The organism is Cupriavidus pauculus, from assembly GCF_022179805.1.
In the GTDB taxonomy this organism is placed as follows: domain Bacteria; phylum Pseudomonadota; class Gammaproteobacteria; order Burkholderiales; family Burkholderiaceae; genus Cupriavidus; species Cupriavidus pauculus_E.
On the sequence record NZ_BPUO01000010.1, the window covers coordinates 1 to 17,087 of the forward strand.

A 17,087-nucleotide genomic window follows, 5' to 3' on the forward strand; every position below is an offset into this window, starting at 1 on the left:
GCGATCAGATCTTCGGGAATGGTCGGCAGCTCACGATCGGCGGCCTGGCTCGTCTTGGTTCTACGTGGCATGACATGCTCCTTGGCGACATGTTATGCCCTAAACACAAAATTTCTGACGGGCCCGGCGATACGGATCGCCCGCTCGATCTAAATTGCCATAACGTCAACAAAAACGACCCAAAAAACCATGTAGCTATGTGGAATTGACGCTAGCACCTACCGGACAAGCCGCCGCCATCCCACCACAACCCCACTCACCGACATCACAAGCCCGACAATAGAAAGCACCCACACCACCGCATCCCATAGCGGACGTCGCCCGGTCAGCGTAACCAGGTCATAGCTGTGTACGGCGTTGAACAGCCACCGGTAAAGCCGCCGGCTGTCGTCGCTGCGGCCGACCACCTGTCCGATCTCGGGATCGATATAGGCCCAGGTGCCGTCCGGGTCGTCGAAGGCGATGCGCAACACCGGAAACCGGCGTATCTGGTGATGGCTGTACCAGTAGGCATCAGGCTCGTTCTGAACCAATTGCGATTCGATGCGGGCGTGCGGCATCAGATTTGCGGCCGCACGCGCCAGTTCGGCGCCATCCCATTGCACGGCCGCGCCAGCCTGCGGATCGATGGCCCGGACTGCGCCGTCGGCGGCGGACACCAGCAAGACCGGCTTGCCGCCCACCCATACCATGCGGACTTCGCGTAAGTCCTCGGGCAATGCCCGCCAGGCCGGTGCCGGGAACGAGGCGGCTGCATGCCCGGCGTAGCGCTGCAGCGCGGCCCCGTCGAAGCCGCGACCGTTGAACCACTGGTTCGGATTGACCGACAGCCAGCCCGAGATCAGCCAGAGCAGCAGGAATAGCGCGCCTGCCAGCCCCGCCACGTGGTGCCAGGCCATCCAGCCGTGATAAGGCGACATGCCGTCCATGCTGCCGTGGGCAAAGCGGCGTCGCACGCGCAGTCGCAGCCAGCCGATCCAGATCCCCGTGATGGCCACGGCCACGCAAGGACCCGACGTCCACAGCACCACCTGGCGCCATAGCGGCGGATCCTGGCGGATCGGTGTGAAGTAAAGCCAGTGCGGCACCGAGCCCAGCCAGTTCCAGAAGCGCTCGGCGCGGTGGGTATCGCGCATGACCTCGCCGGTTTTTGCCGACACGTAGAGTTCGGTGCCGAAACCATCGTCAATGGCGATTCGATGCAGCGGGCGCCAGGCGTTGAGGCCGTTGGGCACGGTCCACTGGTCGCGTTCGGCCGTCTCCAGCCATTGCGCGGGCTTGCCCGCGAACCGCTGCGCCGTGGTCTGCGCCGTAGCGGCATCGACCTTAGAGATTACGTGGCCGTCCACCGCCGATACCGTATGCGGCCGTCCCTTGCCGTCGATCATGCGATAGACCGGCAGGTCGCCCGCCATTTCAAGCCTCAGGCTCGGCGTGAAGGCATCAAGCCCTGCCGCTGCCATCGCAGCATCCGGCGTGGTGGTGATCGAGCCCAGCGCCAGAGGCGGCAGCCCGGCCAGTCGTTCGGCGTCGGTCAGCTTGGGAAAGCCCACATACATCATGACCAGCCCTGAGCCGAACCACATCGCTATCAACAGACAGCCGGCAATACCCATCCAGCGATGGATCAGGTACAGCCATCGTTTCAGCTTTAACTTGCGCCACACGGATAGGACCCCAATGATAGAAATGCCCGCTAGCTCCGCCGAGCGGGGACGGCCCGGCATTTTACGTGTGTACGCCGCAACAGTCGCTACAAACCTAGCCGCCCAAACAAATCCTTCCACCCATCCCCGCCTCGCTTTCGGTTATCCCATCCGGGCGGCTGCGATAGCACGACAGAACTCGGGCCAACCATGTACGTATACGTCGCGAACGGATACGGTGCATAACGCATGAAATGCATCTCGAAATTGAATGCCGCGTTCTCGAAACGGTTGCTGGCGTACGACTTCTCCGCGCGATAGGCGGCATTGAAATCCGCGAAGCCCGGCTCGCTGAAGGTCTGTTCCTGATACTCGTGGTATAGCTCGTGCGCTTGGGTACTTCGATACTGCAACCAGGAGTTGCCGATGTTGTCGTGCTCCATGGTGACAACACCACTGGTCTGAAAGCCATAATTAGTGGTGTTTCGATTGAAGCTGCTGACGTAGTTCACCTTGTCGAAGTTGGCCTGATTATTGACTGCCGCCTGCACTTCGGCCTGGGTCTGCTTCACACGTGGCGAGTGGTTCGGGTCAACCCAGGTGTTGCTCATCTTCATCAACGCATTCCCGATGGCATTACCGACAATCGCCCCGACCAACGCCCCTCCCGCCCCAGCCAGCAGGTCCCAGTTTCCGTGCTCCATCACTTGAAGGGCACCACTGCTGAGCGTCATGGCGACTCCGAGCGACGACACAATGGTATTCACGGCGAGTCGCCCGACATGCCCGAATATCCAGCCGCTGACCGCAGACAACCCCCATAGCGCCGCGCCCCCTATGGCGCCGGTCAACGCTCCGAGCAGACCGCCCACCACGGCGCCCTTCACACCGCCGTCAATCGCACCCGCTACAGCACCGCCTGCGAAGCCGCCCACAAGTCCGGCAGCGATAGGATTACCGCCGGTCACAATGAAGACCAGCGCACCAAGCGCGCCGCCCACCAGACCGCCCAGTGCCGCGCCGACCGGTGAAAGCCCGGAGGGGTCCGCATAGATCATGGGATTGTTGAGCCCATAGGCATATGGATTCAGCAGCCCCGGCGCCTGGAGTGCCAACTCGGGCGAGAGCAGGTACAGCGGATCGGGACTCACGAAGCGGCCGATCTCGGGAGCGTAATAGCGGGCTCCAAAGTGGTATAGGCCGCTGACGTCGTCCAGCGTCTGGGCACCGAACGCGTACGGGACGGTCGCGCCGGCAGTGCCCTGCCCCGCGTCCTCGCCGAACGGTTGAAGATGGCGACTGCCCGCGAGCACGCCGGCAGCGTCAGTCAAGAGCGTGATATGGCCGAGTTCGTTGCCATGCAGCCACGTACGTTCCCCGCCACGGTCGACGGCGACCGGCATCCCAGCTGCGGACAAATAGCGCCGGACCGTGCCATCGTCGTCCTCCTCGTAGCCACCCAGAAACAGGGTCCGCCGCACCGCGCCGGCAATACTCGTCTCGCGCCACGTCCTTTCGCCGGTGGCGCTGTACCGGTATGTCACCGAAGCGCCGTCATCGCGGCGCACCGACGTCATCCTGCCCAAGCCGTCAAACCTCAACTTCCTGCCGGGTAGCCGGGTGACATTGCCGTTGGCATCGTATTCGTAGAGGCGCACCAGGTTGCCACCGTCAAGAATGCCGGCGATGCGATTACTGCCGGGCGGATCGCAGACCAATGGCGCCGCGCCATGCGTCGGGAAGCGCGTCACGTTATTGGCAGGATCGTAGGCGTAGAGCCGGGTGTATGCGGGCACAGCCGCAGAGCCGCCTCCGTCGACCGCGACCAACCGGTACCGGCCATCCAGCGTGAAGCGACGTGGATGGGGCGCCCCCGGCCCTGTCGGACGGCCGTCCGCATGGGCTAGCACGTTGCCGACGTTGTCCCGGGTGTAGGTGGTGTCTTGCAAGACAGCCGCATTTGCGTCAAGCACGCGCAAGCGTGCGAGGAAGCGGCGCTGGGGATCGTATTCGATCCGGGTCTGTACGCCATTGGCATACTGCAGCGATGTGCGGCGACCCAAGGCGTCATAGGCGATTGCATCCAGCACCCCAGGCACATCCTTCAGTCGTCCGGCACGGTCGTAGCGGAACGCGAGCGTCGCGCCGTCGGGGTATGTGGTTTCTGACACCTGGCCGTTGGCAAGGTACTGCTGAGCCAGCGTCCAGCTCCGACCGTTCGCGGTCAGCGTCCGATGCGTCATCCGTCCCCGCGCGTCGTAGGCGAAACGCCAGGCCCCAGACTCGTCAGTCGCCTCGGTCATGCGGCCAATCGCATGCGGCGGGTCTGCCTGGTCGTACACGAATTGCTGGAGGACGTTGCCATCCACGCTTGTCGCCGTCAGCCGGCCGAGCGCATCCCAGGCATGGGTGATGCGCTGCCCGGCAGCATCGACGGTACGCACGAGCCGGCCCGCGGCATCGTGGAAGAACAGGCGGCGCCCACCGTCGCGATGGTTAAGTTCCAGCAACTGCCCCGCAAGATCCAGACGACGACTCAACAGAAGACCGCCATCCGGGCCGCTGATCTCGCGCAATTGTCCAGCATCGTCGTGGCGGAAAGCATGGCGCGTGGCCACACCGTCGTGCCGCTCCGTGACGGCCGCAAGTCGGCCAAGCCCGTCGAGGTCATGCGTCGTGGGGGTGTCAAAAAAGCCGCGTGCGATGTTCTCCGGCGATGCATCGGTGTCGTTGGCGTCGTACAGGGTCGTGCTGAACGGCTTGAAGACGGTGCGCGTGGTGCGTCCACCCGGCAGGTCGGCCCCGAGAGTGCGGCCCAGGGCATCGTAGTGCAGCGCCGTGACGACGGTGGGTGGCACCGGCGCGAAGGCCAGTCCCTGGCTGAAAGTTGGCTCGCCGATGGTGCCAAGCCAGCCTCGCGCGTTGATCGTGCGGGCGGCGGAAACCAGTACCGATTCCGGGTCGGCTTCGTCGTCGATGAGCATCCGTGACTGCAACACCTGGCCGCTGCCGTCGTAGTACATGCGACGCACCGCAGCGGGCAGCCCATCGTCCGCTTTCTGGGTGAGTTCGACGTAGGGTGGCGTGGCATTGAGGTGATAGGCGACGCTTTCGTCAGGATCCGCCTCTATGCCGGGATCGGGGCCAGCAAGTACGCGAGGCAGCATCAGTCTGGTGACCCTGCCGAGGGCGTCGAAGCTGAATCGGAACACTGCCCCGTTGGAATCGGTAACGGTGTCCGGTTGTAGTGCGGCATCGTCCCAGTGGAGTGTCGTCGCATGGCCAGCCGCGTTGACAACACGCACGGGGTACAGGCCGTCGGCGTCGCGCTCGATCGTGCTTTCGTTGCCGAGGGGGTCGCGGGACTGGGCGATGTTGCCCAAGGCATCGTAGGCATAACGAATTTCGTCGCGCCACCAGGAGCCGGGGGCATCAGGCTCAAGGCGATAACCCAGCGTCGCCGCATCCAAGACCTCGGCGCCGTAGTGCGTGGCAAACGCTTCGGCATCGATGACGCGCACGCTCTGCCGCATCAGGTTTCCCGCGCCTGCCTGCCCGAGCGGCAGACCGGTGAAGGCATCGCCGTCGTAATAAATGCGGCGCTCCCGCAGCATGACGCCATCCGCGTCGCGCTCTATCACGCGCGAAGGCAGCGACGTGAGTCGCCCGTTGGCAGCATGGGCGTACTCCACGTTGCTGGTGACGACCACCGGCGCTGGCCCGTTTGCCTGGCGGCGTTGCGACGTAACGTTGCCGGCTTCGTCAAAGCTGTATGTATGCTCGACTATCACGGCCTCGGCCGCCTCGCCAGTACCATCAAGCTGTTCGGTTCGCAAGGCGGTGCGTGCAATGGTGACCACTGGCGTGCCATCCTCGCCGCTCGCGGCGATCGTTGCGGTCCATGTACCGGTCGCCCGTCGCAGAGGCGGGCCGTCCGGTGGACCTTGCGCAGTTTCCAGTAGCCGGCCCCATTGCGCGACGGCCATTGCGCGGGCGTCGTCGCCCATCTCGGCAGTGGGCTGCGCTGCAAAATGCATGGCGGACAGCAGCGGCGGCGCGCTTGCCTCGCCCCACTCCGTCACTCCTACTCGCGCGAAGCCCGCAAAGCGTCGCTCTCGGCCGTCGTAGAGGCCGTCGCGATAGGCCAGCGTCTGCCGCAGCGAAAGCAACGACGCCGCATCATCCTGTCTGATCTCTGCCACCACCTGTACAGGAAACGGCAGGCTGGTTGTCCACGGCCGGCCTTCTTTCCGGTCGCGGCCGGCGTAGCGACTGGACGTTTCATAGCGGATGGTGGTGCGCTTGCCCAAGCCGTTGTCGACCGAGGTGAGCAGGTATGGTTTGGCCTCGCCGGCCAAATCCAGGAAAAAGCAGCGCGTGCGGGGCCTGACTTCGCTTGCGTAGGTCCAGAGAACGCCGCCGGTGCCGGCACCCAGCATGTCTGCGACGCGTATGTCGGCACCCGCCATGGCGGGTGTGTTGGCGAGCCGTACCGGCGGCGCGAACCCGATGCCGCAGCGATTGATCCAGACCGTGACGGCGTCGCCCTCGACCACCACCAGGTCCGCCACACCGTCGCCGTTCACGTCGCTCAGGAAGATGGCACGGGGCGCGCCGGGGCGCGCGAAGGCCGGTGCGCCTGCCAGCACGCGGCGCCGGCCCCATCGGCCCAGCCCCTCATACGGCCAATAGCAAATCTCGCCCGGACGAATCAACACGATGTCAGGCAGTCCGTCCCCGGTCATGTCCGCCAATTGCACGCGCGGATCGGACAGCGAGATGTCGGGGAAGGCGTCGAAATCATGCACGCGGGGGATCGGTGGCAGCGCTTCCCAGCCGTCCACGCCCCGGTTCAGATACAGCAGGAAGGCGCTATCGGTGGTCCGCAGCAGATCCACGCGGCCATCGGCATCAAGGTCGATCATCCGCGTGGAAGGGTCGCGAAGGCTGGTAGCGGGCGCCTTGGGAAAGCGCCGCAGCGGCCCCCATGTTGCCGGACCGGTGCGTGGGAAATAGCCGGCGTACGGGCCATCGCACGTGAAAAGGCCGGCAGCGCCCTCCCCGTCCAGGTCGCCAAAACCGATCCCCGGATAGCCCAGGTGGGCACCGTCCGGCAGGCTGCGAATCTGCCTTGGGGCGTCGAAGGTGCCGTCGCCTCGATTGGCCCAGTAGACGCGCCGCTCTCCGTCGATCTGCACGAAGTCTGGCAGCCCGTCTCCGGTGCAGTCGACGAGATCGGTGGTGCTGGCGCCCAGATTGGGCAGCGGCGCGCCGTCGGGGTTGGCCAGCGGCCGGCAACGGAACGAGGCGGGCTGCCATGTGCTGTAGCCAAAGGTCAGCGGGGGCATGGTATCGCCTGCATCCGCGTCCTGGCCGCGGTGGCCGCTCAGGCGCACCTCACGCAACAGTGATAACGGCGTCTCGTCTGGTTGCAGGTAATCCAGCGTATAGCGGCGGATGAGCGTATGGCCGGGCAGCCTGTCACAGTGAAGCTCGATGGCCACGCAGCGCAGAGCGGTCGTCAGCGTAAATCCATGGCGGGCCGTGCTGAACACGTCGGGGCGGGGTCCGTAGACAAACGCCAGGCGATATGGGCCCCATGCGGTTTCGCGCAGATAGCGGTTGTTGCCGTCGGACAAATATCGAAAGCGAATAGGGTTACCGTTGCGGTCCTCCACTTCCTGCAGCAACCACGCCAGCACGCGATTGGGATCATCGGGGTCACCCAGCCGTCCTTCGGCGTTCAGGCCGAAGCGCTGCACGCCACCCTCCTTGGGCGAAACTTCCCAGTGATCGCCGCGCGTGATGCGTGCAAATAGCGTGTCGTACTTGGGTCGGAAGCTGCCGTCGCCGATCAGGACAAGCTCGCCCTGGCCTGCGAGCCGAAAGCCATCGGTATCGTCATAGCGGACGAAGTGCCGTTCCGAGTCGAGATAGAGCGTGGGCACCGCCACGTCCCAACCCAGTCCGAATGCGCCATTGCCGGCCGCCGAGCTGTAGGCCAAGGCTAGTGATGGGCGTATGCCCCCTGGCCCCGGTGGCAAGCGCAGGTCGAGCACGTAGCTGCCGGTGCCGCGATTGCAATCAGGCAGAAACGAGCCGCCCAGGCCCCTGACGTCGCCGCCGCCTTTGGGCAGGCTGATGGCCTGTGGCGATATTCCCGATGAACGCGACATGACGAAGGCTGGAGACGATTCAAGCGTCCCGCGCCAGCAGATCGAAGAACCGCGCAGTCGGGTTATTCCACGCGAGAAGCCCGATCCGTCCGGCCGTTCCGATTGCCGCATCGCGGCCGCTGAGCACAACAACCCCATCTAGCGTGGCGACCAGCACGTTGTCCATGGCCGCCACACTCAGCAGATAGGTGCGCCCCGGCGTATAGGCGGCAGTGGTATCCACCGCCGGCACATCCAGGTCGGCAAACACGCCTGCCACCTTACGTCCGAAGCGGCGCAGGCCGTGTGCAGCGTCCATCAGGAAGTAGTAATAGTTGTCGGGGTCCTGGTAGCGGAAGACGACGCCGATGCCATCGCGGTCCGATGCTAGCCGTGTACGCACCACCACGTCGCGTCGGAGGGGCCAGTCGGGGTCGGTCTTGGCGAGGAGCATGGCACCGGGCTTGTTGGGGCCGGCGTCGAGCCAGGCGGTCGCATGGAGGGCGGATTGCTGCACGACAGCGTGCGCGGCGGCGTCGTATGCCCAGACAGCGGGACCGCCGTCGCTGGCGGCCGGATCGTCGATTCGGTCGAACGCGGCAAGCGGGTCGGCGTCAAAGCGGCGCTGTGCAAGCGCTTTGCCGCGCGGCGTATAAGCATAGTTGGCGAAGACCGCCATGTTGCGCACTTTCGCCCAGGTAAAACCGGCCGTGAAGGCGGCTTCGTTCGCGGCGCGGTCGATCTTCACGGCCCAATCGCCAGCGAGTGGCCTGCCGCGCAGACCCGCAAGTCCGCCGGCCGCGCCGGGCGCGGCATCGAGCGAGCCCGCCATGCCATTGGCATCAGTAGTTGCGGTGAAGGCCGAGCCGTCCACAGACACGTCCAGCACCAGACCCGCCGGCGATGTACCGTCTACCGTCTCCAGGTGCACGACGAAGTCCAGCACCGATGGCGCGGTCTGATGGAACGGCAAGTAAGCATGGTCAAGGGTAAAAGGCAGTTCGCCCGTTGCCTGGAAATTGAAGAATGCATCCGGGAATTGAAAGCGCAACGCAAGCCCCAGCATTTGCTCTTCCCGCCCTGCCGCTGCCAGTTCCGCGCGCACGACGCTGGCGGCCTGCGCACTGTAGTAGGCGTCGTAATACAGCACGAGGTGGACGTTGGTGATGGTCTCGTAGTCCACGTCGTTGAGGTCCGGCGGCAAGTCGAGCACCCAGCCGCCGGCAACGCCGCTGTTCTCGAACACCGTGAGCACCTGCTCTTCCGTGGCTGCAAAGACAAACCCATCGCCGCGCAGGTCGAAACGCGACAGGATCATCGTTTCGGGCTTCTGCACGCGCGTGAAAATCTTGCCGTCGCGGCGGCGGTCGACCGAGATGCCGCTGTTGGTCAGGGTTCCGTGCAGGCCGTCAGCCCCCACCAGCCCTTCGATCACTACCTCCACGCGCCGAAGCTTGCGACAGCAGGTGCCCGGGTTCCATCGATCGAAATCGTCCGGCGCGGTCTGGAAGTCAAGGCGCCCAGTCTTGCGAAAACCGCGCCGGAACTGGAAGGGATAGCGGTCCGCCAGCGCCAGGCTCACCTTGATAGGCGCCTTCTTGTCGGTTTCCAGCAACCGGTCATAGCTGAACTGGTCGATGTCCGATAGCAGCAGGTCACCGGCCATCAGTCCGCCAAGGTCGCTGCGCGTGTAGTCGAAGCGGATGCGATTGACCGTGGTGTCGTATTCAAATTCGTACGCACGCTCCATCAGAAATGCGGCACCGATGGCCCGATCGAGATAGCGGCGGCTCAGATCGCGCTGCGCCTCGGCCAGGTTGTCCCACAGTTCTGGCGTCAGTTCCTGGTCTTCGAACGCGTCGAGCTGGCTCCTCGCCTGATCGGCCCGCAACTGCGCTAACTGTTGCTGTGCTTTCGCCGCGGTCACGCCCTGCTTCGCCGCCTTCTTCTGTGCCTGTGCGATCGACAGGTCGTCGCCAAGCTGGTCGATCTTCCGGTCCATGTCGCGGAGTTCCAGATCGCGCGTGGCCTTGCCGCGGCTGCGGTTCATGGTGCGCAGGATCTCGGACTTGCTCACGTCCTTGGTGTAGTAAAAGTCGGACGTCCCGGTGATGCCTGTATAGCGCTCGTGAACGTAGGTGAGCGAAATGCCAAGTTGCGCCGCATAGTTGGGGTCAATATGCACGCCGCCGTCGGGCGCGGCGTACAGCGCACTGATTTCGTCGTAGAACGCGGTCTGTGCCGACACATCGGCGTAGTCGTCCCGTGACGCCTGCGCCTGTTCGATACGACGCGCGGCGACGTCGGCTGTTTCGCCGGCCACCTTTTCTTGCTCCTGCGCGAGCTTGACTTTCTGCTTTTCCACATTGACCGCAGAGTTCTGCGCGTCCACCGATTGCTCCAGCGTCAGGCGCGTAAACGCTTCCTTCTCGGCCGTTCCCTTGAAGGTCAGGAACGCTCGCTCGGCCTGGATGGCCTGATTGGTGAAATAGCGCGCCTGATTCTGCAGGTAGCGCCATGGATGGATAGGAACCAGCGCCTCGGAGAAACCCAGGTAGTTGATGCCTTGCGCAATCTGCTGCAAGTTGGCCAATGCCTGCAACACCAGCAGGCGACGCGTGTAGTCCACGATGTCAAACGCCAGCGGGTCAGGGGCGTTCAGCAGCCCCAGCGTCTCGTCGACGAGCGGCGCAAAGGCGCCGGCGTAAAGCGGGCTGTCGACCGTAAAGCCCTCGTCGCCCATCTTGACGATGCGCTCGTAGCATTGTCGCGCACCGTCGGGATCCTGCTGACGGTAGAGACGGTCACCCTCGGCCAGGTAGGTGCGCGCCAGCCGGGCCCACAGCATCGGGCGCTCGATGGTGAGGTTCAGGTAGCGGTACTCGCGCGCCATCAGGTAATAGTGGGCGGCCAGGTCAAAGCGGCCGAGCGCGTGATAGGTGTCGCCAAGCGCCAGCGGCAACGTGAAGCCGCGAACCTGTGTAAGGTACGTGACGAACAGCACGGGATCTGTGAGGTCAATGCCGAGATCGGACAGGCGCGCCGTATCGATACGCGGCTTGAAGAACGCTGCTTCCAGTCCGGCAGCCGCGTCGTTCGCGAGATCGACGGTGATGGCCCCGCCCTTCCGCGCCACGTCGATGCGCGCAATGGGCGCGATCGTGCGTATCGGCACGGGTAGCCAATCGGCGCCGCAACGCAGCACCAGCGGCAATCCCAGGTTGCCGGCCGGGCGCGTCACGCTGGCACTCCCTGGATTCAGCGCCTGGGTGACGCTCCAGCCAAGCGCGGCCGGCATCCGGTTGATTGCGGCGCCGAAGCGCACGGCGGCATTCTCGGCGTCGCCGGCAAGGCTACCGGCGACGCCGAGGTTATGCTCCATCGACGCTTCCAGGTCAGGCCGGGCCAGCGCCCTGTACCGCTCCGCTGCGCCGGCAAATCCTCCGCGGGCGCTCTCGGCGTCACCACTGGCTAGCGCAATCGCGGCGCGGATGGCCTCGGCGTCGGCCTGCTCCGCCTCGTCTCCCGATTGCCGGGCTTCATCGGCGTACCGGTTTGCCAGGTCAAATTCGCCTTGCTGAAGCAGCGTCAGGCTCAGCGACTGCGCGCGGCGCGCCTTGCCGGCTTCCCCGCCAAATCGTTCGGTCAGGTCGGCCAGCTCGCTGGGCGGATCGATAGCCGGCATGATGGCCGTCGCCCCGCCAAGCACCGGTCGAAGGCGATGCAACGCGGCGCTTGCCTGCAGCAGCGGATCGACAAGATCGACCTTGGTCAACACCAGGGGATCGATCTTGCCAAGGATAGGAGGAAAAACGGGCAGGACCAGCATGGGCAAATGGCCCCAAGCGGTCAGGTAGTTCGACAGCGCTTCGGCGTAGCGGCCGGCGAAGTACGCCAGGTTGCCACTCAGCACCCAAGTCTGGATTTGCCGCTCCAACGGATCGGAGGAAGTCGGCTCAACGAGCACAGCGGCCCGGGCCAATGACTTGGTGCCGTATGCCTCGGCCAGATAGATCGGCATCCTCGTCTCCCGGCAAGGTTTGCCGGCCTCGACTGCACGGGCCGGCCGCATGCACCGATTTAGCCTAGGCGAAAAAATGCAGCGTTGCGGGACTAATGCAATGCTCGCCGTTCCTACTCAGGTGTACAAACAGCCCGCATACAAGCCCTGAGCCAGCGGTGGACCGGATCGGCGTCCAGCCTCGGATGCCAGACCATCGACACAGAGAAGCTCGTCGCGCGCAATGGCAGCGGGAAACTGAACATGCCCTCGCGCAGTGATCCAGTGTGAAGTTCAGGAACAGTTGCTATCAAGTCAGAGTTTCTAGCCAGGGCCAATGCCGTCGCGAAACCACCCACTGAACTCACGACGCGGCGGCGACTGTTCTCCGGCAAAAACTTCCCTTCCATCGAATCTTCGTCAAAGCCGCTTCGCGAGACGATGACGTGCCGCCCTTCCGCATAGTCCTTGAAGCTGATCTCCGTTCGGGCCAGTGGGTGTGATGCACTGATCGCGCCGACCAGGCGGTCTCTGAAAAGGGCCTGGGTACGCAACTTTGGCGACATGGACGCCTCGACCACGGCTGTTTCCAGGTCGATGCGCCCCTCCCGCAAGGGCGCGCTGTCCTTGTCCGCCTTCTGGAGAAAATTCAGTCGAATGCCAGGCGCTTGCTCACCGAGGCGGGCCAGCAGTGGCGGGCCAAAATTCTCGACAAAGCCGTCGCTCGTACGAACGGTGAACGTGCGCTCCACCGTCGAAAGGTCCAGGGCCTTGGTCGGTCGCAGAAGGCGTTGACTCTCCTGCACCAACGAACCCACGCGGTCGCGAAGCTCGATGGCACGGGGTGTTGGCACCAGTCCACGTCCCGCGCGCACCAACAGTGGATCTCCCGTCACCTCGCGCAAACGAGCCAGCGTCCGGCTCATCGCCGAAGAACTCAGGTGGAGGCGAGCCGCAGCGCCGGCGACGCTCCCCTCATCGAGAAGAACGTCCAGTGCGACAAGCAGATTCAGGTCAGGGATCGACATGCCCGGAGGCTAGCATGACATGGCGTTTCACGCATGTATCTGTTGCAATCGTTGCGTCTTCCGCCTCGCCAGAATTGCTCTTACATTCAGTGAACACTTTCAACAGAGCACGAAATGGCAACGAATACACTCACTCGGGCTATGGCGGCGATACACGCGGCATGGGGTCCGCTGACCACGGAATTGGTGGAGACCTGCCGTCAGCAACTTGAATCGCTAGCGCATGCAACCTCCGATGAAAGCTGGCTTGTGGATCTTTACCGCGATCAGCCCGCAAGCCAGGAGCTTTATCGGGATCCGACGCACGGTTTTGTCCTGCTGGCGCATTTTGAGCAAGCTTCGCTCTATCGGCCGCCGCACGACCACGGCCGTAGCTGGGTTATCTATGCCGTGCAGCAAGGGGAAAGTGAGATGGGCACCTATGGGCGTATCACTACCCCGGGTGGTGAAACGCGTCTCGTCAAGCGCAACGCCACCCTCGTCAAGCCCGGCCAGGCCCAGGTCTATTTGCCAGGGGACATCCATGACACCCTTTGTGTATCGGGGCCGGCGCTGCTCTTTCGCTTCACCGAACGCGATCTGAAGCGGGAAGACGCCATCGATAAAAAGGTGACGCGATACGTTCAGCGCAACGGCTTCTGGACTGCGCCATGACCACGCCTATGGATTCAGCACATCAAACGCTTCGCGCACGCAATCCGAAATCCGGCTCGCGAGGAAATTCAGGGGGAAATGGTCGGACGTCACGGCAAAGCTCCTGAACATGACTTCTCCGGAGAACGGTATTTCCCGAAGGTCGGCCAGGCCAAGCGAGCGGCTGACGATTGGGCTCACGATCGAAACGCCCATCCCCTTGCTGACCATCTTGCAGATCGTCGTGGCATAGGGTGTTTCGATGGCCAGCACGCGCGAGCCCGTCGGAAAATGCCGGTCGATCTCGCGACGGTTCGCGCTTTCGGCCGGCAGCGAAATGAAGTGCTCGCCGTCGAGATCGCTCGGCTCCAGCGTCGCCCGGCCAGCCAGCCGGTGGGATCGTGGGACGATGCAGACGCCCCGTGCGACGTTGATTTCGGCATATTGCAGGCTCGGCAGTTCTGTCTGCACCGAGCAGAATCCAATATCGCAAAACCCGGTGGCGATCCATTTTGCGACGACGTCCGAGCGCGCGGTATTCAGCAGCACGGGTATATCGGGAAAAGTCTGCCGGAATATTGCCAGGGCATCCGGCAATATGCTTTCTGCGATGGACCCTACCGCGCCAATCCGGAGTAATCCGGTGCCCCGCCGGCGAATCGAATTGGCGCTATCGTCCAGTGATTCCAGCCCCAGGAACGCGCGTTCGACATCGGCATAAAACGCTTCGGCCTCTGCCGTGGGCAAAAGTTTGGTGCCCACGCGCTGGAACAACTGAAAGCCAACCTGACGCTCCAGCATGGAGATCCAGCGGCTGATATTCGGCTGCGACGTATGCAGGAGACCCGCCGCCGTGGTCATCGAGCGCGACATCATCACGGCACGGAACGCCTCGATCTGCTTGAAATTCATCGAACGGCTCCTGGAAAGTTGTGATTGTGGCACGCCATGGCGGCCGCACCGCCCGCCTTGCAACCTATATCAGAATTGTATAGAAAGCTGCGAGGCGCTGATTTGACGTATGGACCGTCAAAAACCAAACTCGATGCAGGTCTTGTTCACCGAGTTTGATCATGGAATCCAAAGTCAGTCGCCGTCTGAAACAACCTCCCGCGCCGGAGGTTATCCAATTTATTTTCCAGCCCCGCACCACGCGGGAATTCTTCGTCAAGAATTTCGATATTCTGACGCAGATTAATTTCGCTCATCTGGTTATGCTCGACCAGCAGCGAATTCTGGACAAAACCACCACCAAAACCCTGGCCGATGCGCTGCTGAAAATGCGCCAGGCTGGCCCCGACGCCGTGGAACTAGATGCCGCGCGCGAAGATGCCTATTTCAATTACGAGGCGCACCTGATCCGCCAGGTTGGCCAGAATGTCGGCGGCCGGCTGCATACCGCACGCAGCCGGAACGACATCGGCGCGACCAACGACCGGATCCGCGCCCGTGCCTTTGTGATCCGGATCAGCGCGGCGCTCGTGCGGCTGTGCGACAGCGCCCTGAACCAGGCCGACCAGTACGCCGGCCACGTGATGCCCGGATATACCCATATGCAGGCCGCCCAGCCGATCACCTACGGCTACTACCTTTCGGCGCTGGTGGAAGCATGGTCGCGCGACATCGACCGCCTGCAGCATGTTCTTGAAACGCTCGACGGCTGCCCGATGGGCGCCTGCGCACTGGCCGGCACCTCGTTCCCGATCGATCGCGATCTAACCAGTGACTTGCTCGGCTTCAGTCGCCCGCTGGGCAATGCGCTGGACAGCGTGGCATCGCGCGACTTTGCGCTGGAACTCAGCGCGGCGCTGTCGATCATGATGATCACATGCAGTCGCATGGTGCAGGACTTCTATATCTGGTCGACGCCCGAGTTCGGTTTCCTGACCTTTCCGGACAGCATCGCGGGCACGTCGAGCATCATGCCGCAGAAGAAGAATCCGGTGGTGCTCGAATACCTGCGCGGCAAGACCGCACATCTGGTGGGCCTGACGTCCGCCGCGCTGACGACCGTAAAATCGACCCATTTCTCGCACTCTGGCGACAGCAGCCGCGAGAGCACGCGCACCTGCTGGGAAAGCTGCGAAGAAGCTCTGAAATGCCTGGAACTGATGCACCTGCTGATACAGCATGTGGAACCAGAGCCCGAACGCATGGCGTCGCGGGCAGCCAACGACTTCTCGGCCGTCACCGATCTGGCGGATCTGCTCGTACGCAAAGCCGACCTGTCGTTTCGCGATGCCCATCACATCATCGGCGCCGTTGTGCGTCGCGCGCTGGAGCAAGGCCTGCCGGCCACCGCCATCACGTCGGCGATGATCGACGACGCGGCGCTGGAACAGGTGGGAAGATTGGCGGGACTGTCGCCCGAAGACGTCGGACAATGCCTGGATCCGGTCTGCAATGTGAACGGCCGTCAATCGTATGGCGCACCGGCACCCCAGGGCGTTCGCCAGCGCATCGATCACCAGCGGCTGGCCATGGCAAGGCGTGCCGACGCACTGGCGGTCGTCGAGAGCCGGATCCGGGACGCCGCGACGCAGTTGGAACAACGTGCCCAGGCATTGGCCGCTTCACACCCCGTGCCGCAAGCGCAGGCGCAGGCTTGCTGACGCACCGGAGGAGACAACACATGTTCAAGATCACCGCAGTTCTGCTGGCTGCCCTGGGATGCTGCTCCGCCGTCAGCGCACAAGGCTACCCGGACAAGCCGATCAACCTGGTCGTGCCGTTTGCACCGGGTGGTACCGTCAACCTGACCGCCCGCCTGCTGGCCACGCGCATGTCTCAGATGCTGGGGCAGCCGGTCGTCGTCGACAACAAGCCCGGTGCGGGGGGGGCCATTGGCGCGGGTTACGTGGCCAAGGCACGCCCCGATGGCTACACGCTGCTGTATGCCACAATGGGTGCCCAGGTCATCCAGCCGCTGGTGTCCCGCAACCTGAACTACTCGCCATCCAGGGATTTCGCTCCCATTGCGCTGTTCGCCACGGTGCCGAATGTGCTGGCCGTGTCCGCGAACACCCCCGCGAAGAACATGGCGGAACTGCTCAAGTATGCGAAGGCGAACCCCGGCAAGCTCAACATGGGTTCGGCCGGCCAGGGATCGGTCAACCACATGATCGGGGAACTGTTCATGCTGCGTACCTGCGTCCGTTTCACTCATGTGCCCTACAAGGGCGCCGGCCCGGCCACGACCGATCTGCTGGCCGGCCAGATCCAGGTGCTGTTTGCGAACCTGCCGGGTCTTCAGCCGTATGTGAAGTCAGGCAAGGTGCGTCTGCTTGGCGTCGCCAGCAAACAAAGGAATGCCGCCATTCCGGACGTGCCGACGTTTGCGGAACTCGGCATCCCGGACGCCGAGACCGAATCGTGGTCGGCGCTGATGGCGCCCGCCGGCACCAGCCCGGAGATCGTCAGACGCCTGCAGGACACCGTCAAGGCCATTACCTCGGACGCCAGCACGGTGAAACTGCTGCACGACCAGGGTGCCCTGCCGCTCTATGGCAACGGCGACAACCTGTCGAAGGTGATCACCGACGACACCCGGCGCTGGTCGGAAGTGGTTCGACAGGCCAATATCCAGCTCGAATAGGGATCGCCGTGGCCATCGTGGTCGTCGCCA

At 63.7% G+C, this 17,087-nt stretch carries 9 protein-coding genes; 4 read left to right on the plus strand and 5 right to left on the minus strand.

The features are described 5' to 3' along the window. Positions 1–209: hypothetical protein (locus MFF62_RS20510; RefSeq protein ID WP_238264968.1), on the plus strand; the 209-nt coding region annotated here is incomplete at its 5' end. A gap of 9 nt (positions 210–218) precedes the next feature. Here MFF62_RS20510 and MFF62_RS20515 read toward each other — a convergent pair. The 4 genes from MFF62_RS20515 to MFF62_RS20530 form a co-directional block, all read right to left on the minus strand. Continuing rightward, on the minus strand, positions 219–1,667 hold the full coding sequence (locus MFF62_RS20515; protein ID WP_238264969.1) for a PepSY domain-containing protein: 1,449 nt from the start codon (positions 1,665–1,667) through the stop codon (positions 219–221). An 86-nt stretch (positions 1,668–1,753) separates the two neighbouring features. Continuing rightward, entirely contained in the window at positions 1,754–7,822 is a 6,069-nt protein-coding gene (locus MFF62_RS20520) for a toxin TcdB middle/N-terminal domain-containing protein (RefSeq protein WP_238264970.1), read from the minus strand. 19 nt (positions 7,823–7,841) lie between these two features. Beyond that, entirely contained in the window at positions 7,842–11,822 is a 3,981-nt protein-coding gene (locus MFF62_RS20525) for a Tc toxin subunit A-related protein (RefSeq protein WP_238264971.1), read from the minus strand. 113 nt (positions 11,823–11,935) lie between these two features. Beyond that, positions 11,936–12,829, minus strand: a complete 894-nt coding sequence (locus tag MFF62_RS20530) for a LysR family transcriptional regulator (protein ID WP_238264972.1) — start codon at positions 12,827–12,829, stop codon at positions 11,936–11,938. 114 nt (positions 12,830–12,943) lie between these two features. On the opposite strand from MFF62_RS20530, the gene MFF62_RS20535 reads away from it, so the two are divergent. Then, the gene (locus MFF62_RS20535) at positions 12,944–13,483 is read left to right on the plus strand and encodes a hypothetical protein (protein WP_238264973.1); all 540 of its coding nucleotides are present in this window, start codon (positions 12,944–12,946) and stop codon (positions 13,481–13,483) included. A gap of 6 nt (positions 13,484–13,489) precedes the next feature. On the opposite strand, the gene MFF62_RS20540 is transcribed toward MFF62_RS20535, so the two are convergent. Then, positions 13,490–14,374: a LysR substrate-binding domain-containing protein gene (locus tag MFF62_RS20540; protein ID WP_238264974.1), complete on the minus strand. Its 885-nt coding sequence runs from the start codon at positions 14,372–14,374 to the stop codon at positions 13,490–13,492. Between the two features lie 161 nt (positions 14,375–14,535). Between MFF62_RS20540 and argH the strand changes: the two genes are divergently transcribed. Further along, complete coding sequence (gene argH / locus MFF62_RS20545; protein ID WP_238264975.1) at positions 14,536–16,074, plus strand: argininosuccinate lyase; 1,539 nt, start codon at positions 14,536–14,538, stop codon at positions 16,072–16,074. Between the two features lie 20 nt (positions 16,075–16,094). Next, the gene (locus MFF62_RS20550) at positions 16,095–17,057 is read left to right on the plus strand and encodes a Bug family tripartite tricarboxylate transporter substrate binding protein (RefSeq protein ID WP_238264976.1); all 963 of its coding nucleotides are present in this window, start codon (positions 16,095–16,097) and stop codon (positions 17,055–17,057) included. The last annotated feature ends 30 nt before the right edge of the window (positions 17,058–17,087 follow it).